Below are 20,407 nucleotides of genomic sequence, written 5' to 3'. Positions count from 1 at the left end.
AAGAGGAGCCTTCGGTGCATGCCGGACTCCGGTTGGGGTACTCGCCTCGATTCGGGCTTGAACAGAGGAGGGACATGGACGACGTCGCCGCTGCCGGCAGGGAAAGTGTTCCCCTGTCCGGGCATCGGGCGCGTTCTGGCGCCCTGCTCGACGGAACGCTGGAAAACTTGCGGGCGTCCGCCATCGCGGTCGATGACGATGGTCTCATCACCGCGGTCAACAGCGTGGCCCAACGCCTGCTGGGCAGGGAAGCCTCAGAACTCGTCGGTCAGGACTTCCACGACCTGCTGCACCGGGACAGATACGGACACTCGGTGCCGCGCACGCGCTGCCGGATGAGGAAGGCCCTCCTCACGGGGGCCACCAAGCATGGCGACGCCGAGTGGTTCGCCCGCGGGGACGGCACTCTCGTCCAGTTGTCCTGGCTGGTCACGCCCTACACACCCGGCCCGGGCGGGACAGGTGCGCTGGCGATGCTGTACGAGCCGAAGCCAGGGGACGTGCGCCACAGCGACGGCGGGCAGTCCGCGCCGCTGACGGAACTGGACCGCCTGGCCCTGCTGGCGGAGACGACCACCCAGCTCACATCCACCCTGGACGTCGACGAGGCGCTGCACCGACTGGCGGCCCTGACGGTGCCCCGGCTCGCGGACTGGGCGGTCTTCGACCTGCTCACCGAACGGGACGAAGTACGACGCGTTCTCGTGATGGAGCACAAGGATGGCATTCTCGTCGAGCGGGACGACCTGCAAGGCCCCATGCCCCCGGTCCCGGCAGAGTCACCGATGCCCCTGTCACGGGCCCTGCGCGGCGCCGCCTCCTCCCTCGCCGGCCCCGCCACCTACCACGGCCCGCCCGACTCCGGCATCGCGGTCGAGCAGCAGCGCCTGTTCACCGCGACAGGTATGCACTCCGCCGCCATCGCACCCATTCGCGGACTGCGCGACGTACTCGGCGCCCTGACCCTGGGCCGCGCCCAGCGTCACGACGCCTTCACCCCTGCCGACCTGCCGCTGCTGGAGGACCTCACCCGCCGGGCGGGCCTGGCGCTGGACAACGCGCGCCTGTACCAGCGCCAGCGCAAGGTCGCCGAGACCATGCAACGCCACCTGCTGCCCCAACTGCCCGTCCTGCCCGGGCTGGAGATGACCGCGCGCTACGTACCCGCTCCGGACGCCTCCTCCGTGGGTGGTGACTGGTACGACGCCTTCGCCCTGGCCGCCCACGCCCACGCACTGGCCATCGGTGACGTCGTCGGACACGATCTCGACGCCGCGGCCGGTATGGCGCAGGTCCGCAACATGCTGCGCGCCTTCGCCTGGTCCCACCCCGAGGCCGAACCCAGCACCATCGTCACACGGCTCGACGATGCCGTGATGCACATAGCCGAGGTACCCATGGCCACCATGATCCTCGCCAGGCTCACCCTCGGGAATGACACACTGTGGCGCCTACGCTGGACGAACGCCGGCCACCCGCCGCCCCTGCTCATCAGTCATGACGGCCAGACCCGCTACCTCGACGAGGCTCACGGCATACTCCTCGGCACCGGCGTCACCAGACCTCGCCCCGACGCCGTCACCGTCCTGCCACCCCGGGCCACGCTCCTGCTCTACACCGACGGACTGGTCGAATCCCCGCACCACTCCATCGATCACGGGCTTGACCGCCTGCGCCGACACGCGGCCTCCCTCGCCCACCGCCCCCTCGACTCCTTCTGCGACCTGCTGCTGGATCAGGTCCGCCCCAGCGACAACGATGACGACGTCGCCATGATCGCTCTGCGCACCCCCTCCCATACGACCCGCCTGACCCGCCTGACCCGCGCGTGAGGCAGATCAAGCGGGCGGAAACAGGAGACGGTCGAAGCTCCTGAACCGGTGGGCTGAGGCTTCGAACGCCTCTCTCCGCCGCGCGAGAACTTCGCGCGCTGCGGGCCCCGCACTGCCCCGCCGGTGAGCGGGGCAAGAACGCGGTCCTTGACGTCACCTGGAAGGTCCTGACCTGCCATCAGAACGAGCGTCAGGTGAGCGTCACGAGTGGCACCGGCCGTCCATGCGAATACCGCGATCCCGGAGCCCGGGGCCCTCCTGTCAGCTGTCGAAACCGCGGGTCGGAAGCCCTCCCGGACATACGGCAAGACTCCACACCATGCACCTTGGAGAACAGGTCGAGGAACCACCGGCGATCCTCAGCAATCCAGAGAAACAGCACGTCAGAGCCCCTTTGCTGCAGGCTCCAAGATCGCCACGCACTCCACGTGATGCGTCATCGGAAAGATGTCGGCCTGGGAGCGGGCGGTAAAGCAGCAGGTCAAAGGAGCTTTTAGGTCCCGAATGAGGGCCAGTGGACGCCCGGAGCGTCAAATGAGCGTCACGGACGTACGTCGGTTTGGCGCGGGCAATCTGGCGTGGCATGGCCATTCGCAGCACGGCAGCGCTTCCTCCGCTCCGGAGCCTCACGCGTGAAGTCGCGCCTGCGCCTGCTGTGGGCTCGCCACGTGTCAGTCGGGAGGATGTGTCCCCCGAGACATCGTGATCGATCCCGGCAGGCAGTGTGGCCGCCCGACGGGATCGCCTCTACGAGGCGATCCTGCTCCGCATGGGAGCCCGACTCGGAGGCCGGACCCGCAGGAGGAGTCTCGTCTCGCAGGCGAGGAAGAACTCTGCTTCGGAGCGGGTGGGCACGGGTTTCGTAGTCGCGGGCCAGGCGGCGGTGCAGCATGAGCCAGCCATAGGTCCGTTAGACCGCCCACCGCTTCGGGATCGGAGTGAAGCCCCTGGTCCCGGGCTTGCGGGTGGTGATTTCCATGTCGATGCCGAGGGCGGCAGCATGCTCAACGAAGGGCTGTCGGCAGCCACCGTCCACCCAGACCTTCCGGATTCCGGGGTGGTCGGCGGCGACCCGGTCCAGAAGGAGCGTGCCGACGCTGGAGTCCTGTACGCTCGCCGCGGTGACCAGCACCGCAAGCAGAAGGCCGAGCGTGTCGGTGACGATGCTCCGATTCCTGCCCACAATCTTCTTCCCCGCGTCGATGCCCTGGCCGACGGCGGGGACGCTGGTGGAGGTCTTGACGCTCTGCGCGTCGAGCACGCAGGCGCTCGGCTCTGCGCTGGGACCTTCGGCTTCACGAACCAGGCGTCGCAGCAGGCCGTCGAGCTGGGCGAAGACGCCTTTCTTCTGTCAAGCGGCGAAGTAGCCGTAGACCGTCTCCCCCGGTGCGATGTCGTGCGACAGGTAGCGCCAGGGGATCCCGGTGCGATCGACGTCCATGATGCGGCGAAGGCATGCTCGGGGGACGGCCGATGTCCAGGCCCTTGCCCCTGCGCTGGGCCCGCCAGGCGGTGAGCGTGGGGCCGATCAACTCCCAGCGGGCATCGGACAGGTCGCTGGGATACGGGCGTAGTCGCGTCATGTTTCGGTAGTACGAAGCCGACGACGCCTTGAGGGTCTCGTTGGCCCGCCGCAGCTCGGCGTTCTCCGCCTTGAGCCGCTTGATCTCCGCAGCCTCGTCGGACGTGCTGCCGGGCCGCCGGCCGGCGTCGACCTCGGCCTTGCGGACCCACGTCCGCACCGTCTCAGCCGCACCAATGCCCAGCTTCGCCGCAACAGCCTTCATCGCGGCCCACTCAGTTACTGACCTTGAATGCGTGATGTCGTCATGATGGTTTGCGCAGGCCGGTGCCAGCGAAACAGCCGTCGAGGACGTCGTGTCGGTACTGGAGCTGGCGTAGGCCGCGGCGGACGGCGGTGATCAGGTCATCGGGGCTGGCGAACGCCCGGTTGGCTGTGGTGGTTCGTCGCAGCACGGACCAGATGCCCTCGACCGGGTTGAGGTCGGGTGCGTAGGGCGGCAGCTGGAAGACGGTGAGCCAGTCGCGATCGGCGAGGTAGCGGCGCATGCCGGCGGTGAGGTGGGTGTTGAGATTGTCCCAGACCAGCACGATCGGTCCGCCGAGCTGCTGATGGGCGGTCTGGATGAGGTCGCGGTAGTCGTTCCAGGAGAAGCTTTTGCGGCCGTCGGGCCGGGCATCGGGGCAGGGCCGGTAGATCAGCCTCGAGGGTTCGCCGGCCTTGTAGCAGGCCAGGGCGGCGACCGATAAGCGGCGGCGGGAGCGGCCCCGGACGCGGATGACGGGGGTGTGACCGCGGCGGGACCAGGTGCGGGTGGTCGGCGGCGTCATCGAGAATCCGGCCTCGTCCTCGAAGACGAGCCAGGCGCCGAGCGCCGCCACGGTCCTTCCACCTGGGGCCATGTCTCCTTCACCCAGCCGGCCACTACGGCCTCGTCCCGCTCGATCGCGCGGCGGGCGGGAAGCTGACAGCTCCAGCCGTGCCGCTTGAGCAGGGCGGCGACGCCTTGCACGGTGTAGCTCTTGTGGAACCGGCGCCCGATCAGCGTCTTGATCCGTGACAGGGTCCAGGTCTGGTCCGGCCAGCCGTGTGCCACCGGTCCCTTGAGCAGTTCACGCTCCAGCACGGCGAACAGTTCGTCGCTCAGCAGCGGCAGCGACGCGGGCCCCTTCGAAACCAGAGCCCTTGGCCCGCCCTGCGACCAGGCCTTGCGCCACCGCTGCACCGACCGGACACTGACACGCAGATCGTGCGCGATGACCGTGTTCTCGTCGCCGTACCGGAACCGCTCGGCCGCCTCCAACCGCAACTTCTCACGGAAGACCCGGCGTTCGTCGGTCAGGCCACCACCCTGGGCATACCTCATCTACTCGGGATACCGCAGGGATCATGAGCCGTCAGCCCACCGACACCACGCTTGAAGGTCAGTAGGTAGTTGGGACGAATCTCCGCGACCATGCGCACCGCACGCTCACGAAGCTCGGACGGATAAGGGGACAGACGTGCCATAACTCGATCCTTTCAGGAAATCGAGCCTCCATCAGACCCGGAGGGTTTTAAACCCCACCCCCACCGATCAGCAGCCATGATACAACTCGCCGCTATCAACCTCGGGCCTTGACCCGGAATCTTGGACACGGGTTATGCGGCTTGGGCCAGGGTAGTTGATGTTGTCTCGAGTGCTGTCTCGTAGGCGATGGGACTCCGTTGTCCGAGGTGGGAATGACGGCGTCGGGTGTTGTAGCGGCGGTTGAGCCGGCGGAACGCGTCGAGTCGGGCCTCGCGTTCGCTGGACCAGTGCTTTCGGCCCTGGAGCGTCTCGCGTTTGAACGTCGCGTTGAAGGATTCGGCGCGTGCATTGTCCGCGCTGGAGCCGATCGCGCTCATGGACCGGCGGACGCCGGCCTGGCGGCAGGCGTCGGCGAGGGCCCGGCTGGTGTACTGGGCTCCGTGGTCGGTGTGCATGACCGCCCCGGCGAGGCTGCCGCGGGTCCGCTGGGCGGCGGCCAGGGCGTCGGTGACGAGGCCGGTGCGCATGCGGTCCGCGATCGCCCAGCCGGCCAGGCGGCGTGAGGCGAGGCCGACGACGGTGGCCAAATACAGGAACTTCCCGCCGTCCAGCGGGAGACAGGTGATGTCGCCGACGTACTTCGTGTTCGGCTCACTCGCGGTGAGGTCGCGGCCGATGAGATCCGGGGCCTTCGCCGCAGCCGGGTCCGCAACAGTGGTGCGGTGCCTGCGGCGCAAACGCACGCCCGCCAGACCGGCACCCAGCATCAGCCGCGCGATCCGCTTGTGGTTGACGCGCTCGCCCGCCTCGCGGAGCCCGGCGGTGATCCTGGAAACGCCGTAGGTGCCGTCCGACTCGCGGTGCACGGCCCGTATCCGTGCGGCGAGAGCGGCTTCGGCCGCCTGCCGGGCGGCCCGGTCCGCAGCCGTCGCCCGCCAGTAGCAGAAGCTGGAGCGGGCGATGCCCAGGATGGTGCACAGCCGCTTCACGCCGCAGCGGCGCTGGTGGTCGGCGACGAACTGGAAGCGGTTCACCAGCGCGTCTCCCCGGCGAAATACTTCGCCGCCTTCCGCAGAATCTCGCGCTCTTCCTCCAGCTCAGGGACCTTCTTCCGCAGAGCCGCGTTCTCCGCCTCCAACACCGTCGGCGGCTCCGCCGACACCTCCGCCCGGCGCCCCCGCGGCCGGCTCGCACCCGCCGCTCGGACCCAGTTCCGCAGCGTCTCGGGGACGATCCCCAGATCGGCCGCGACCTGGCGGATCGTCGCCTCGGGCCGCGACCGGTACAGTGCGACCGCGTCCGCCTTGAACTGCGGCGGACAGTTCTCCATGACCACGAGATGTCCGTCCTCAGATCCTCAGGATCCAGTGTCTCGCGTGTCCGGGATCAAGGGTCAAGGCCCCCTCATGACCCGCCGCCTCACCCACGAAACCACCCCCAACTGGCGCGACAGCCAAATCAAATGAAACTGACAACCGAGAACCAAACATTCACTCAGGTTCCAAGGGTGGGAATCGGCTCAGCATTCAAGCGCCGTCGGCAAGGGAGAAGGTGGTGGTCTGTGTTCTGGAGGCGGGGCAAGCTCAGCGCCTCTGTCTCTTGGCGGGATGAGGGGCCGTCGGATACCCGAAAGCCGGCGGTGCCGCCTGGGAGGGGCCCGGCTGGTGACCGGCCTGGGGACTGGGGAACTGACCGGTGCCGGCCGCGGACACCAGATAGCTCCCCACCGGGTTGTGCGCCTCGTCCGAGGCAGGCAGAGCTCCCGGCAGCGGCACACCGGCCCCGCTCCAAGACTGCACAGCCCCCGCACCAGGCAGCCCCAGCCCGGGATGCACACCACCGGCAACCACACCGGACAAGAAGTCCCGCTCCCGCGGTACCGCCGGATCGATGTAGTAACCCCCCTGCGGCCGTGGCTGCAGAGGGATCAGCGCTTCCGTCAGCACCTTTATCTCCGCCGCACTGACCACACTCGCAGGGCTGAGGAGATCATGCATCCGCTGCCGGGCCGCGTTCTCCCACTCGGGCGCGCCCCTTCTGGTCCGCGTGGGGAGGTGGCCGAGGGAGACCTGGGCGGTGTATTCCAGCTCCCCGCTCAGGCCGTACAGCCGTGCCATCCCCATGGCTTTGCTGACATGCGCAGCCGCCCTGGTCTCGTCACTGAGCCGCGCTACCGCCGGGTCGATGTGGTAACCCCCCCTCGGCCGTGGCTGCAGGGGGATTTGCGCTTCCGTCAGCGCCTTCATCTCCGCGTCACTGACCACATGCGCAGGTTTGAGGAGGTTATGCATCCGCCTCCGGGCCGCGTTCTCCCACTCGGGCGCGCCCTTCCTGGCTGTCGTGGGGAGGTGGCCGAGGGGGACCTGGGCGGTGTATTCCGGCTCCCCGCTCAGGCCGTACAGCCGTGCGATCCCCATGGCGTTGCTGACATGCGCAGCCGCCCTGGTCTCATCACTGAGCCGCGGCACCACCGGATCGATGTAGTAACCCTCCCCCTGCGGCCGTACCTTCAGAGGTATCAGCGCCTGCGCCAGCACCTTCCCCTCCGCTGCACTGACCACATTCGCAGGGTTGAGGAGATCATGCATCCGCTGCCGGGCCGCGTTCTCCCACTCGGGCGCGCCCCTTCTGGTCCGCGTGGGGAGATGGCCGAGGGGGACCTGGGCGGTGTATTCCGGCTCGCCGCTCAGGCCGTACAGCCGTGCGATCCCCATGGCTTTGCTGACATGCGCAGCCGCCCTGGTCTCATCACTGAGCCGCGGCACCACCGGGTCGATGTAGTAACCCTCCCCCTGCGGCCGTACCTTCAGAGGTATCAGCGCCTGCGCCAGCACCTTCCCCTCCGCTGCACTGACCACCCTCTCAGGGTTGAGGAGATCATGCATCCGCTGCCGGGCCGCGTTCTCCCACTCGGGCGCGCCCTTCCTGGTCCGCGTGGGGAGGTGGCCGAGGGGGACCTGGGCGGTGTATTCCGGCTCCCCGCTCAGGCCGTACAGCCGTGCGATCCCCATGGCGTTGCTGACATGCGCAGCCGCCCTGGTGTCGTCACTGTGCCGCGGTACCGCCGGGTCGATGTAGTAACCCTCCCCCTGCGGCCGTACCTTCAGAGGTATCAGCGCCTGCGCCAGCACCTTCCCCTCCGCTGCACTGACCACGATCGAAGGTTTGAGGAGGTTATGCATCCGCTGCCGGGCCGCGTTCTCCCACTCGGGCGCGCCCCTTCTGGTCCGCGTGGGGAGGTGGCCGAGGAAGACCTGGGCGGTGTGCTCCAGCTCGCCGCTCAGGCCGTACAGGCGTGCCATCCCCAGAGCATGCCCTTGAAGGGAAGCCTGCTGATCCATGACATCCTCCATACGCAAACCACCGACAAACACACCCCCTCAACGCAACACACTGCCCGACGGTTCACACCCGCCTGCCCCAGTCTTCTGAGTCAGGAATTCTGTTCAGATGTGTAGAGTTGCGAGGGTGGGGCCTTGACCCGGATTTTTGGACACGGGCTATGCGGCTTGGGCCAGGGTAGTTGTTGTCGTGGCGAGTGCTGTCTCGTAGGCGATGGGACTGCGTTGGCCGAGGCGGGAGTGGCGGCGTCGGGTGTTGTAGCGGTTGAACCGGCCGAACGCGTCGAGTCGGGCCTCGCGTTCGCTGGACCAGGTCTTGCGGCCCTGGAGCGTCTCGCGTTTGAAGGCCGCGTTGAAGGACTCGGCGAGCGCGTTGTCCGCCGAGCTGCCGATCGCGCTCATGGACCGGCGGACGCCGGCCTGGCGCGTAACGCTCGGAGGGGAGTTGGTTGGTGTATCGCGGACTTGCTGGCCTGGTGTGTTGTGGGTCCATTGAGAGTGCCGGGTGCACGGTTCCAGCGGGTAGTTCGGGTGTTGAGCTGGTTTTGCCGTGTGTGCCGAGTGGGGCCGGGTTCGTTGTGGGTTTCGCTAGCGCGTAAAGGCTCAGTTGGTGTTTGTACTGGTCAGGGCAATTTTGCCTGTTCGGTGGGCGGGGGTTAGCGGCTGTGTGTGGGGCGGTTGTGTTATTCGGCGAGGTGGTCGAGTCGTACGGCGTCGAGGGTCGTTTTAGTGATGCGTTCGGTGCCGTCGTGGATGGCGGTGATAGCTGCTTGGCGGATGAGTCGGGTGAGGGATCCGACGCGGCCTGCGGTGCGCTGGTGGAGGTAGGAGGCGTGCCGAGGGAGGGTGCCGGGTTTGTGGTGGTGGAGGTCGAGGGCTTTTTCGATGTTAATGATGACGTCCCGGAAGGGGTGGCGTTTACCGTGGCGGGCGGGGAGGCGTTCGGTGAGGTCTCTGAGGAGGTCGGCGGTTTGGGCGCCGGTGGTGCGGGGGTTGAGGCGGTGGATTTCGTCGATGAGGACGAGTTGGACGTCGGCGGCGGTGTAGGTGTGGCAGACGGCGTCGGTGATCTGGGTCTGGGTCATGCGGGTGGTGACGGGGATGCCGAGGTAGCGGGCGAACTCGGTGATGAGGGTTTTCGCGGTGGCGCCGGGCGGGACGAGGACGTAGGCGGCGTGGGCTGATCCGGGTGGCAGCGGGATTTTGCGCAGGTGGGCTAGCCTCGCGCTTTCACGGGGTGGGGTGCCCGAGGCTTGATCAAATAAGCGAAGAGTACTCCTGACCTGCAACCATGGGACTTGTCTAGGGTCCTGTTGGCTGCAGGGAAAGAAGCACTCTCCAGGTGAGCAAGCGTATCGGGTCGTACCCGCGTGTCCGCATCGAAGGCGGCGGCCGGGCGGTGGTCTCGCAGGCCGGGGGCGCGCTGGGCGATCGAGGAGTGCTTCCAGGCCGCGAAGAACGAGTGCGGCCTGGACCAGTACGAGGTCCGCCGCTACGTGGGCTGGTATCGGCACATCACTCTGGCCATGCTCGCGCACGCCTTCCTGGCCGCCACGGCACACCAGTCCTGGAAAAAAGGGGCGGAACAGGTGGGACAGCCGGGGTCATCGGGCTCACAGCGGCAGAGGTTCGGCGACTCCTGGCAGCTTTTCGTGCCCAGCCCCCGCACCTGAGTGGACACCGGGGACTACACCATACGCTGAGCTGGTCGAACTGGCGCCGCCGACGCCACGCAGTCGCCCGCCGCTGTCACTACCTGCGGCGATGTCGCACGATCGAGGGGCGCTCTCCGTGAGACCGCCCCCGCACGACCGGAGTCCCGCTACACTCCCGCCACCCGGCGAAAAGACCAGGTCAGACAGCGAAATCCTGCTGGAGTACTAGTCTTCTGAGTCAGGAATTCTATTCAGATAGCTGGCGAGGCGTTCGAGGATCTCGTCTGCGGTCTTCGTCCAGACGTAGGGCTTGGGATCGGTGTTCCATGCGGCGATCCAGGTCCGTACGTCCTTCTCCAGCGCCTGGACGCTTCTGTGGACGCCTCGCCGTATCTGCTTGTTCGTCAGCTCGGCGAACCACCGCTCGACCAGGTTGAGCCAGGACGAGCCGGTGGGCGTGAAGTGCAGGTGGAAGCGTGGGTGGGCCAGCAGCCAGGTCTTGATGGCGGGGGTCTTGTGGGTGGCGTAGTTGTCCAGCACCAGGTGCACGTCCAGGTCCGCCGGTATCTCCTGGTCGACTTTGATCAGGAACTTCTTGAACTCTTCGGCCCGGTGCCGGCGGTGCAGGGAGCCGATCACCTTCCCCGTGGCCACCTCCAGCGCGGCAAACAGTGTGGTGGTACCCGCGCGCACGTAGTCGTGGGTGACCCGCTGCGGGATGCCGGGCATCATCGGCAGCACCGGCTGGGACCGGTCCAGGGCCTGGATCTGCGACTTCTCGTCGACACAGAACACCAAGGCCCGCTCGGGCGGGTCCAGATAGAGGCCGACGACGTCGTGGACCTTGTCGATGAAGTACGGGTCCGTCGACAGCTTGAACGTCTCGGTGCGGTGTGGCTGCAGGCCGAAGGCCCGCCAGATCCGCGACACGGTCGACTGCGACAGACCCATCTCCGTGGCCATCGCCCGCGTCGACCAGTGCGTGGCGTTCTTCGGCGCGGTCTCCAGCGTCCGCTTCACCACCGCGGCGACCTGCTCGTCGGTGACCGTCCGGGGCCCGCCGGACCGCGGCATGTCACCCAGCCCGGCGATCCGGTGTTCAACGAACCGCTTCCGCCAGCGGCCCACCGCATGCGGTGTCGAACCGAGCTGTGCGGCCACGTCCTTGTTGGACGCGCCGGTCGCGCCGGTCGCGCAGGCCAGGATGATCCGGCACCGCAAAGCCCACGCCTGCGGGGTGGAACGGCGCCGCACCCACCCCTCCAGCGCAGCCCGCTCCTCATCCGACAGGATCAACTCGGCCTTCGGCCGCCCAGTACGCGCCACCAGGCAACCCTACACATCTAAATAGAATTCCTGACTCAGAAGACTAGACCGTGTCCTACATGGTCAGGCGGATGAGGCGCTTGTAGCAGCACAGGGCAGCGGCGAGTCCGAGAAATGCCAGGTAGTTGCCTGGTTTCCGCTCGTAGCGGTGGTTGAGGCGGCGGTAGCCGGACAGCCAGGACATGGTGCGTTCGATGACCCACCTTCGGCGGCCAAGTCGCTCGCTGAACTCGATTCCCTTGCGGGCGATGCGGACCCCGATGCGCTTGCCCCATAGCCATCGCCGCAGGTGAGGCACGTCGTACGCCTTGTCCGCGTGAAGACGCCCAGGCTTGGAATCGGTCGCGTGGGGTTCGTGTCCCATGTGGAAATGGGACAGCATCGGCTTCAGGGCCTGGCTGCTGTGAGTGTTGGCCGCGGAGATGCCGACGCGTAGAGGCAGTCCGTTCGCATCGGACAGGACATGCACGGTGACATAGGGCACATCCCACCCGCCGAACACGAGGCCAACTACTACCGCGCAACCACCAAACCCCAGATCACAACCACAATCTGAAGCCTCTACCGAACCCGGAACGGTTCAAGCGCCGCTGGCAAGAGGGAACGTGGTGGTCTGTGTTCTGGAGGCGGGGCAAGCTCAGCGCCTCTGTCTCTTGGCGGGATGAGGGGCCGTCGGATACCCGAAAGCCGGCGGTGCCGCCTGGGAGGGGCCCGGCTGGTGACCGGCCTGGGGACTGGGGAACTGACCGGTGCCGGCCGCGGACACCAGATAGCTCCCCACCGGGTTGTGCGCCTCGTCCGAGGCAGGCAGAGCTCCCGGCAGCGGCACACCGGCCCCGCTCCAAGACTGCACAGCCCCCGCACCAGGCAGCCCCAGCCCGGGCTGCACACCACCGGCAACCACACCGGACAAGAAGTCCCGCTGCCGCGGTACCGCCGGGTCGATGTAGTAACCCGCCCCCTTCGGCCGTGGCTGCAGGGGAATCTGCGCATCCGCCAGCACCTTCGTCTCCGCCGCACTGACCACCCTCTCAGGGCTGAGGAGATCATGCATCCGCCTCCGGGCCGCGTTCTCCCACGCGGGCGCCGCGCCCTTCCTGGTCGCCGTGGGGAGGTGGCCGAGGGGGACCTGGGCCGTGTGCTCCGGCTCGCCGCTCAGGCCGTACAGCCGTGCGATCCCCATGGCTTTGCTGACATGCGCAGCCGCCCTGGTCTCATCACTGAGCCGCGGCACCGCCGGGTCGATGTGGTAACCCCCCTGCGGCCGTTGCTGCAGGGGGATCTGCGCTTCCGTCAGCGCCTTCATCTCCGCTTCACTGACCACCCTCGCAGGGTCGAGGAGATGATGCATCCGCAGCCGGGCTGCTTTCTCCCACTTGGGCGCGTCCTTCCTGGTCTGCGTGGGGAGGTGGCCGAGGGGGACCTGGGCGGTGTATTCCGGCTCGCCGCTCAGGCCGTACAGCCGTGCGATCCCCATGGCGTTGCTGACATGCGCAGCCGCCCTGGTCTCGTCACTGAGCCGCGGCACCGCCGGGTCGATGTGGTAACCCCCCTGCGGCCGTTGCTGCAGGGGGATCTGCGCTTCCGTCAGCGCCTTCATCTCCGCTTCACTGACCACATTCGCGGGGCTGAGGAGATGATGCATCCGCTTCCGGGCCGCGTTCTCCCACTCGGGCGCGCCCTTCCTCCGCGTGGGGAGGTGGCCGAGGGGGACCTGGGCCGTGTATTCCAGCTCGCCGCTCAGACCGTACAGCCGTGCGATCCCCATGGCGTTGCTGACATGCGCAGCCGCCCTGGTGTCGTCACTGAGCCGCGGCACCACCGGATCGATGTAGTAACCCCCCTGCGGCCGTTGCTGCAGGGGGATCTGCGCTACCGCCAGCACCTTCCCCTCCGCGTCACTGACCACCCTCTCGGGTTTGAGGAGGTTATGCATCCGCTGTCGGGCCGCGTTCTCCCACTCGGGCGCGCCCTTCCTGCTCTGCGTGGGGAGGTGGCCGAGGGGGACCTGGGCCGTGTATTCCAGCTCGCCGCTCAGGCCGTACAGGCGTGCCATCCCCAGAGCATGCCCTTGAAGGGAAGCCTGCTGATCCATGACATCCTCCATACGCAAACCACCGACAACACACCCCCTCAACGCAACACACTGCCCAACGGTTCAACACCCGCCTGCCTTACCGGTTTCGGCTCGTCGGGGTGAACTTCCGCGATGTGTCTGAGGGACGCGGCGTGATGGCTGTTTCCCGTGTTGTGTGAGGTATGCGGATGGGGGCGGGCTGAGTGCTGCGGGACGGCGGCGCCGGGAGACGGTGCGGATGCAGGCGGCCGAGATGTTCGAGCGGAAGGCCAAGCCGTCGGAGGTCGCGCGGCAACTGCGGGTGAGCCGGAAGTCGCCCTACCAGTGGCACCAGTTGTGGCGGGACGGTGGTGTGCAGGCTCTGGTCTCCTGTGGCCCGAGCGGTTCGCGGTGCCGTCTGTCCCCGCGCTGTCTGGAGAAGCTGGCCGCGTGTCTGGAGCAGGGTCCGGCCGCGCACGGCTGGGTTGAGGACCAGGTGTGGACCGCTTCAAGGGTGGCCACGCTGATCGGCAGGGAGTTCCACGTCTCCTACAGTGTCTCGGGAGCGACGAGGCTGATGCACCGGCTCGGCTTCAGCCCGCAGGTTCCCGCGCGCCGGGTCGCCGAGCGTGACGAGCAGGCCGTCACCACGTGGAAGGAGGCGACCTGGGCGGAGGTAAAAGAGCCCGGGCGGCCTGCGGGGGTTACATCTGCTTCGAGGACGAGGCAGGCTTCACCCGTCGGCCGCCCAGGGGGCGCACCTGGGGCCGACGCGGTGTGACACCGCAGGTGACGGTGAGCGGCCGACGCTCGGGGCGTCTGTCTGTCACCGGGCTGATCGCCATGCGGCCCGGCTCCCGGACCCGGCTGGGCTACCGCCTGCGCACCCCACCGAGGGGGCAAAGACAAACGTCCGATCTTGCCCGTCGCTCCAGTCACCAAAATCATGGCGTCTCCGTCATCAGGATCTACGCAAAGGGATGGTCTGCGCGCACCGCGACACAGGTTCTCCAGCCTCCCAAGGGGCGTATCGTTTGTGAAGTAGGCACCGTATAGGTATATAGGTGCCTGATGTAGACGGCGTGACGCAGAAGTCACTCACGCAGGTGCTTCGCAATCTCGAACGCGACGGCCTGGTCAGCCGTACCGTCTATCCGGCCGTCCCGCCACGGGTCGAGTACGCGCTCACCAGCCTCGGCCGCGACGCGGAAGCGTTCACCACGGCCATCGCGGACTGGTCCAGGGCAAACGCAGCCCGTGTGCATGCAGCACGCGGTGCTTACGACGCCCGCGTAGAAGAGGCGTGAGCGGCCGTTGTCAGAGGGGAGCCTGCGACGCCGATCAGGCCGGTGGCATGGCAGTGCGGGCAAAGCAGTGCTCGGCCTCGCCGCGGCCCTCTGCTGCTATGAACGACTCACTCGCCTCACGGCGTAGGTGGTGGACGAAGGGGGAGAGCCGGGTGGTGTCCTTGTGGCGGACGTCGAAGCCGTCGGCGCGGAGCTGGATGAGGATGGTGTCCCAGGGGCTCGGACCCAGGACTGCCGGCAGGGCCCCGCCGGCCCTGGGCGTCACCGTCCGTTCTCAGGCGTACCGGCACGGGGCGCGCGGCTTCCACGAGGAGAGCCGAACGGGATGTAGCCGACGCGTGACCACGTCCTACGTCTTCCTGCCGCGGCCGGTGCCGGGGGAGGACATCCCGGCTCCGGGCGGTCGGTTGAGGCAACGCCTCGGGTGCGGACCACCGCCCGTCGAAGGGAGACGCGCGCAGGGCATCACCGGTGAGCTCACCGACCGACCGAGCAGGAGGAACGGAAGCCGCGGAGGATCGTCCCGCGAGGAAGCACCGGTTCGGCCTCCGCCTTCGGATCGGCGCCCCACGCTCTCCCGCAGGCCCGGAACGCCTGGCGGCAGTGCTACCAGGGGAGACTCATCCCTTTCCAGGTGGTGAATGTCGCGGTGGGCCCGTCCGGTCCGAGCCGGGCAACGCGCACCACCTCGCGGGCGGCGTCCTCGACCGACTCCGTACCTTCGAAGTTGACCAGTCGGGTGCGCGCGAATCCCGGCGAGACGAGATTGATCTTGATGTCGGTTGCTTCCAGCTCGATCATCATGGACAGCGTCACTGCGTGGAGCGCCGTCTTCGACGCGGCATAGACCGGTTCGAAGGAGGAGTGATACGCGAAGGCCGGGTCGGCGGCAAGCGTCAGCGAGCCCAGTGCGCTCGTCACGTTCACGATGCGCGCGTCCGATGACTTGCGCAGCAGCGGCAACATGGCCTGGTACACCCGCAGGGGGCCGAAAACGTTCACCTCCCATACCGCCCGCACCTCGTCCAGCGAGGCAACGCTCGGCTTCGCCAGGGCGCGCAACTGGGCCATGTCCAAGGCGCCCGTACGGGTAGTGGAGATGCCGGCGTTGTTGACGAGGACGTCGAGCCGACCGGCCTCCTCGTCGATTCGCTCGGCGGCCGAAGCGACCGACGCTGCGTCGGTCACGTCGAGCTGGAGAGCGACGGCGCCGCCTCCGATCTCGGCGGCCGCCGTTTCGCCGCGGGCGAGATCGCGGGATCCGATGAACACGGTGACGCCATCTGCGGCCAACTCCTTCGCGACGTGCTTGCCCATGCCCTGGTTGGCTCCGGTGACGAGAGCGATGCGGTCCGTGGGCACAAGGCCCTCCCTTGTTCGATGTGGTGCGGTGGGTGAGCGCCTGTGCCACCCGGCACATCGCGCTGTTCGACAACCATGCGGGGCTTCCGGACGATGGGGGAGACCCGATCGAACCTGGTACTGAGAGGACCAGCCGACGGACGGCTGGGAGACAATGGGTTCATGCCGACGAGAATCAAGGCGGGGTTCGGTGAATACCTGCGCCTTCAGCGCGCCACGATGGCACCTCCTGGGCAGTCGGCCCGCGGGCCGGCGTCACGACGGCGGGTCCCCGGGCTGCGACGCCAGGAAGTGGCCGAAGCCGCCGGGATCTCCGTCGAGTACTACACCCGCCTCGAGCAGGGGCGGGCGCCCCGCCCGTCGCGGGAGATCCTTACCGCCCTGGCAGGAGCCCTTAACTTCACGGCCCCTGAGCGGGATCACCTGTTCCGACTCGTCGGCGAGCTGCCCCCGGAGCCGCTCGCCCCTGACTGCGAGGTGAGGCCAGGGCTTCTCCAACTGCTGCGGAACCTCGACGACACCGTCCCGGTCACCATCCACGACGGGCGCCTGGACGTGATGGCGCGTAACGCCGCCGCCGCTGAGCTCCTCGGAACGCAGCCTGGCAGGAGTCGGTACAGGCGCAACATCGTCCACCAAGGTTTCTCGGCTGCGGCATCCCGCATCCTCGGAGACGAGGGGGCCCACCGGTACGCCCGTTGGGCCACGGCTGAGCTGCGCTCTGCGATGGGCCGATACCCGGACGACGAATACCTCCGGTCCCTGTGCGCGGAGCTCTCAGCGACGAGTGCCACCTTCAGGAGCTACTGGGAGCGGGGCGAGGTCATGGCTGATCGGTCTGGCGTGAAGCGTCTGCGCCACCCGACACGAGGATGGCTGGTTTTCCAGAGCGAGATGCTGCACGACCCGGAGCGGGATCACTGGATTGTGATCTACTCGCCTTCCAGATGACTCGCCGCCGGACTAGGCGCTGTTTCTCGGATCATGTGCGGAGCCAGATGATGAGTGCTGCGAGGGTGACGGTGCCGAGGTAGATGTAAGCCCGTTTCTCGTAGCGGGTGGCGACGGCGCGGAAGCCTTTCAGGCGGTTGATGGCACGCTCGACGGTGTTGCGTTTCTTGTAGTGATCGCTGTCGAAGCCGGTGGGTCGGCCGCCGCGAGAGCCGCGGTTGAGCCGGTGTCTGCGCTGGTCACGTTGCTTGGGGATGGTATGGGCGATCCCGCGTCGTCGCAGGTAGCGGCGGTTGTTGCGGGACGTGTAGGCCTTGTCGGCCAGGACGTGGTCGGGCCGGGAGCGGGGTCGTCCGACGCCGATGCGGGGCACAGCTATCTGCCGCAGCACGGGCTCGAGTTGGGGGCCGTCACCGTAGTGGCCCGGAGTCAGCAGGAGCGCGAGGGGCCGACAGTGTCCGTCGGCGGCGAGATGGATCTTGGTGGTCAGTCCGCCGCGGGAGCGTCCCAGGCACTCGCCGAGGCAACCACCTCCTCCAGCCGGACGGCCAGTCTCCGCAAAACCGGACCGGCCTGTTTCGTCCCCGTGCGGGCCCCCTTTTGAGGGGGCGCGGGCGGCGGCACTTTGCGGGCGCCAGCGGCGTGCTGGTGAGCCCGCACCGCGGTGGAGTCCACCGACACGTCCCAGTCGACCCGACCTGCCGCATCCTCGGCTGCCTGGATCTTCGACAGCAGCATCTTCCAGGTGCCGTCCGCTGACCAGCGGCGATGGCGCTTGTAGACGGTCTCCCAGGGCCCAAAGCGCTCGGGCAGGTCGCGCCACTGCACGCCCGTCCGCACCCGGTACAGCACCCCGTTGATCACTCGCCGGTGGTCACTCCACCGTCCTCCACGCGTCCCGCCCCGCGGCAGAAACGACTCCAGCCGATCCCACTCCGCATTCGTTAAATCCCCACGACCCATAACTCCAGCCTGACCACAACATCCCTGTCATGTCAGGAGATCCGGGAAACAGCGCCTAGTGACCTGAGTCGAAGATTCGTCGTTGGTTGGGCATGAGTCGTCCAGGCCCGAAGATTCCGCCGTTGTCAGTGACTGATGCTCAACGGGCCGCGCTGGAGGGCTGGGTGCGTCGTCGCACGACGGCCCAGGCTCTGGCCCAGCGGTCGCGGATCGTGCTGGAGTGCGCCGAGGGGCACTCGATCATGGAGGTGTCCCGTCGGCTGCGGGTCACTCCGGACACGGTCCGCACGTGGCGGCGCCGCTTTCTCGAACGCGGTCTGGACGGCTTGTGCGACGACCCGCGCCCGGGCGTCCCGCGCAAGATCACCGATGCGGACGTCGAGCGGGTCATCGTCAAGACGCTCGAGGAAACCCCGAAGAACGCCACCCACTGGTCGACCAGGTCGATGGCGGCCGCCACGGGGATGTCGCAGTCGACGATCTCGCGGATCTGGCGGGCGTTCGCCCTGGCTCCGCACCGCTCACAGACGTTCAAGCTCTCCGCCGACCCGCTGTTCATCGACAAGGTCCGCGACGTCGTCGGCCTCTACCTCGACCCGCCGGAGAAGGCGCTGGTCCTCTGCATGGACGAGAAGTCGCAGATCCAGGCCCTCGACCGCTCCCAGCCAGTGCTGCCGATGATGCCCGGCGTTCCTGAACGCCGCAGCCATGACTATGTCCGGGCCGGCACCACCACTCTGTTCGCCGCCCTGGAAGTAGCGACCGGCAAGGTCATCGGCTCGCTTCACCGCCGCCACCGGGCCGCCGAGTTCAAGAAGTTCCTCACCAAGCTCGACAAGGAAGTACCGGTCGGCCACCAGGTCCACCTGATCCTCGACAACTACGCGACCCACAAGACACCCGACATCAAGAAGTGGCTGCTGACTCACCCGCGGTTCCACCTGCACTTCACCCCGACCAGCGCGTCCTGGCTGAACCTGGTCGAGCGGTGGTTCGCCGAGCTGACCCAGAAGAAGCTCAAGCGCGGCGTCCACCGCTCCGTCCAGGCACTCGAGCGCGACATCCGGACCTGGCTCGCCGACTGGAACGAACACCCCAGGCCCTTCGTCTGGACAAAGACCGCCGACGAGATCCTCGACAAAGTCGCCGCCTACTGCCGACGAATCTCTGACTCAGATCACTAGTACTGCAACGGTGCTTGCCGTGACTGCTGGCCAGCTCGGTCGTTGGTGTGGTCATGGGTGGGGACCTTGCTGATGTCAGGCTATGGGCGGGTGAACTCGAGGCGGTGCATGAGCGGTTCGTGCACCGGTTCAACCGGGAGGAGCCGCGTCAGTCTGCGCTTGCTTACATGCGAGGGCTGGTTGCTCCGCTGGAGCGGAAGAACGGCTGGACGCTTGCGGAGGAGGCCGGGCACGCGGGGCCCGATCGCATCCAGCGGTTGCTGAACCGGATCGAGTGGGACGCCGACGAGGTCCTGGACGACGTACGCGACTACGTCGTCGAACACCTCGGAGACCAGGATGCCGTCCTGATCGTCGACGACACCGGGTTCCTGAAGAAGGGCATCCGCTCGGCCGGCGTGCAAAGGCAGTACTCCGGTACAGCCGGACGCACCGAGAACTGCCAGATCGGGGTCTTCCTCGCTTACGCCACCGGCCGCGGTCGCACTCTGATCGACCGGCGGCTCTACCTGCCCACCTCCTGGACGGACGACCGGGAACGCTGTCACCGGGCGGGTATCGGCGACGAGGTCGCCTTCGAGACGAAGGTGGCCATGGCCAAGACGATGGTCCGCCGGGCCATCGCCGACACGATTCCGTTCCGGTGGGTGACGGCGGACGCCGCCTACGGCTTCAGCAAGGGCTGGCGCTTCGAGCTGGAGCAGGCTGATGTCTTCCACGTCATGGCCACCACCCGCCACGACACCGTCGTCACCCGCTTCGCCCTCGACCATCCCGTGCACGACCTGTTCCCCGGCCTGCCGCGGCAGAAGTGGAAACGCCGTTCCTGCGGTGAAGGAGCCCACGGCAGACGGATCTACGACTGGGCCCGCGTCGAGGTCCGGCCCTGGCACCGCGAGGACCGCCGGCACTGGGTTCTCGCCCGCCGCAGCGTCAGCCGGCCCGAGGAGATCTCCTACTACATCGCCTACTGCCCCGCCGGCACCACACTGGACGAGCTCATCCGCATCGCCGGCAGCCGCTGGGCGGTGGAGGAATGCTTCCAGACCGCCAAGCAGGAGTGCGGCCTGGACGACTACCAGGTCCGCCGCTATCCCGGCTGGCACCGCCACATGACCCTGGCCATGGCCGCCCACGCCTGCCTGACCGTCCTGCGAGCCCGACAACTGGACGTGGACAAAGCAGAAACGGATCCTCCCAGCTCATCCACCTCAGCCTCGCAGAGATCAGACGCCTGATCACCCGACTCACCACACGCCGTCCCACCCCGGTCGACCACATCCTGCACTGGTCGACATGGCGCCGCAGACGGCAACATCAAACTCGGCTCAGCCACTACAAACGACGCGGACACAGCCCCTGAAGAACTGCCCAGCAGTCACGGCAAGCACCGTTGCA

13 protein-coding genes and 8 pseudogenes are annotated in these 20,407 nt (G+C 67.6%); 7 read left to right on the top strand and 14 right to left on the bottom strand.

Going from position 1 to position 20,407, the window contains the following annotated elements:
* The first annotated feature begins 74 nt into the window (after positions 1 to 74).
* Positions 75 to 1,832 carry a SpoIIE family protein phosphatase gene (locus OIE75_RS28990; protein ID WP_329472599.1) on the top strand — a complete coding sequence of 586 codons (1,758 nt, stop codon included), beginning with the start codon at positions 75 to 77 and terminating at the stop codon, positions 1,830 to 1,832.
* Positions 1,833 to 2,215: 383 nt separating this feature from the next.
* On the opposite strand, the pseudogene OIE75_RS41505 reads toward OIE75_RS28990, so the two are convergent.
* From OIE75_RS41505 to OIE75_RS28950, 8 genes and pseudogenes are all read right to left on the bottom strand, one after another.
* Positions 2,216 to 2,350: pseudogene (locus OIE75_RS41505) on the bottom strand (RNA methyltransferase); the annotation flags it as partial.
* A 281-nt stretch (positions 2,351 to 2,631) separates the two neighbouring features.
* A pseudogene (locus OIE75_RS28985) lies at positions 2,632 to 3,415 on the bottom strand (IS5 family transposase); the annotation flags it as partial.
* A gap of 18 nt (positions 3,416 to 3,433) precedes the next feature.
* A pseudogene (locus tag OIE75_RS28980) lies at positions 3,434 to 3,634 on the bottom strand (IS3-like element ISMyma3 family transposase); the annotation flags it as partial.
* A 25-nt stretch (positions 3,635 to 3,659) separates the two neighbouring features.
* Positions 3,660 to 4,720 (bottom strand): IS630 family transposase gene (locus OIE75_RS41500; RefSeq protein WP_443078403.1). Its coding sequence is split into 2 segments (ribosomal slippage): positions 3,660 to 4,273 and positions 4,273 to 4,720, totalling 1,062 coding nucleotides; the frame shifts between segments, so codons are not numbered across the junction.
* Between the two features lie 275 nt (positions 4,721 to 4,995).
* Positions 4,996 to 6,200, bottom strand: a protein-coding gene (locus OIE75_RS28965) for an IS3 family transposase (RefSeq protein ID WP_443078401.1) whose coding sequence is annotated in 2 segments (ribosomal slippage) — positions 4,996 to 5,909 and positions 5,909 to 6,200 — 1,206 coding nt in all. Because the reading frame shifts where the segments join, the coding sequence is not laid out codon by codon here.
* 247 nt (positions 6,201 to 6,447) lie between these two features.
* On the bottom strand, positions 6,448 to 8,205 hold the full coding sequence (locus tag OIE75_RS28960; RefSeq protein ID WP_329472597.1) for a hypothetical protein: 1,758 nt from the start codon (positions 8,203 to 8,205) through the stop codon (positions 6,448 to 6,450).
* A gap of 159 nt (positions 8,206 to 8,364) precedes the next feature.
* Positions 8,365 to 8,631 (bottom strand): annotated as a pseudogene (locus OIE75_RS28955) (integrase core domain-containing protein); the annotation flags it as partial.
* A gap of 257 nt (positions 8,632 to 8,888) precedes the next feature.
* Positions 8,889 to 9,434 (bottom strand): annotated as a pseudogene (locus OIE75_RS28950) (AAA family ATPase); the annotation flags it as partial.
* A 177-nt stretch (positions 9,435 to 9,611) separates the two neighbouring features.
* On the opposite strand from OIE75_RS28950, the pseudogene OIE75_RS28945 reads away from it, so the two are divergent.
* Positions 9,612 to 9,878 (top strand): annotated as a pseudogene (locus tag OIE75_RS28945) (IS701 family transposase); the annotation flags it as partial.
* Between the two features lie 207 nt (positions 9,879 to 10,085).
* Here the strand turns inward: OIE75_RS28945 and OIE75_RS28940 are convergent.
* The 3 genes and pseudogenes from OIE75_RS28940 to OIE75_RS28930 all read right to left on the bottom strand — a co-directional run bounded on the left by OIE75_RS28940 (position 10,086) and on the right by OIE75_RS28930 (position 13,281).
* On the bottom strand, positions 10,086 to 11,186 hold the full coding sequence (locus tag OIE75_RS28940; protein WP_329472596.1) for an IS630 family transposase: 1,101 nt from the start codon (positions 11,184 to 11,186) through the stop codon (positions 10,086 to 10,088).
* A gap of 55 nt (positions 11,187 to 11,241) precedes the next feature.
* Positions 11,242 to 11,667, bottom strand: a pseudogene (locus OIE75_RS28935) (transposase); the annotation flags it as partial.
* Between the two features lie 156 nt (positions 11,668 to 11,823).
* On the bottom strand, positions 11,824 to 13,281 hold the full coding sequence (locus tag OIE75_RS28930) for a hypothetical protein (RefSeq protein ID WP_329472594.1): 1,458 nt from the start codon (positions 13,279 to 13,281) through the stop codon (positions 11,824 to 11,826).
* Positions 13,282 to 13,438: 157 nt separating this feature from the next.
* Between OIE75_RS28930 and OIE75_RS28925 the strand changes: the two are divergent.
* A pseudogene (locus tag OIE75_RS28925) lies at positions 13,439 to 14,172 on the top strand (IS630 family transposase); the annotation flags it as partial.
* Positions 14,173 to 14,306: 134 nt separating this feature from the next.
* Positions 14,307 to 14,549, top strand: a complete 243-nt coding sequence (locus tag OIE75_RS28920) for a winged helix-turn-helix transcriptional regulator (RefSeq protein ID WP_329472592.1) — start codon at positions 14,307 to 14,309, stop codon at positions 14,547 to 14,549.
* Between the two features lie 34 nt (positions 14,550 to 14,583).
* Here OIE75_RS28920 and OIE75_RS28915 read toward each other — a convergent pair whose 3' ends face one another.
* Positions 14,584 to 14,814, bottom strand: coding sequence for a hypothetical protein (locus tag OIE75_RS28915; protein WP_329472591.1), 231 nt, complete (start codon positions 14,812 to 14,814; stop codon positions 14,584 to 14,586).
* A 341-nt stretch (positions 14,815 to 15,155) separates the two neighbouring features.
* The gene (locus tag OIE75_RS28910; protein WP_329472590.1) at positions 15,156 to 15,911 is read right to left on the bottom strand and encodes an SDR family NAD(P)-dependent oxidoreductase; all 756 of its coding nucleotides are present in this window, start codon (positions 15,909 to 15,911) and stop codon (positions 15,156 to 15,158) included.
* 162 nt (positions 15,912 to 16,073) lie between these two features.
* On the opposite strand from OIE75_RS28910, the gene OIE75_RS28905 reads away from it, so the two are divergent.
* Positions 16,074 to 16,862: a helix-turn-helix transcriptional regulator gene (locus OIE75_RS28905; RefSeq protein ID WP_329472589.1), complete on the top strand. Its 789-nt coding sequence runs from the start codon at positions 16,074 to 16,076 to the stop codon at positions 16,860 to 16,862.
* A gap of 31 nt (positions 16,863 to 16,893) precedes the next feature.
* Here the strand turns inward: OIE75_RS28905 and OIE75_RS28900 are convergent.
* Positions 16,894 to 17,825, bottom strand: a protein-coding gene (locus OIE75_RS28900; protein ID WP_443078402.1) for an IS5 family transposase whose coding sequence is annotated in 2 segments (ribosomal slippage) — positions 16,894 to 17,475 and positions 17,478 to 17,825 — 930 coding nt in all. Because the reading frame shifts where the segments join, the coding sequence is not laid out codon by codon here.
* 92 nt (positions 17,826 to 17,917) lie between these two features.
* Between OIE75_RS28900 and OIE75_RS28895 the strand changes: the two genes are divergently transcribed.
* Together OIE75_RS28895 and OIE75_RS28890 are read left to right on the top strand one after the other, a co-directional pair.
* A complete protein-coding gene (locus OIE75_RS28895) occupies positions 17,918 to 19,009 on the top strand; it encodes an IS630 family transposase (protein WP_329472588.1) in 1,092 nt (363 codons plus the stop codon).
* 53 nt (positions 19,010 to 19,062) lie between these two features.
* Positions 19,063 to 20,247 carry an IS701 family transposase gene (locus OIE75_RS28890; protein ID WP_329472586.1) on the top strand — a complete coding sequence of 395 codons (1,185 nt, stop codon included), beginning with the start codon at positions 19,063 to 19,065 and terminating at the stop codon, positions 20,245 to 20,247.
* Positions 20,248 to 20,407: the final 160 nt, after the last annotated feature.

This window comes from Streptomyces sp. NBC_01723 (assembly GCF_036246005.1).
GTDB lineage: Bacteria > Actinomycetota > Actinomycetes > Streptomycetales > Streptomycetaceae > Streptomyces.
The sequence above is the reverse complement of the archived record's forward strand: the minus strand, read 5'-3'. Positions and strand labels throughout refer to the sequence as shown.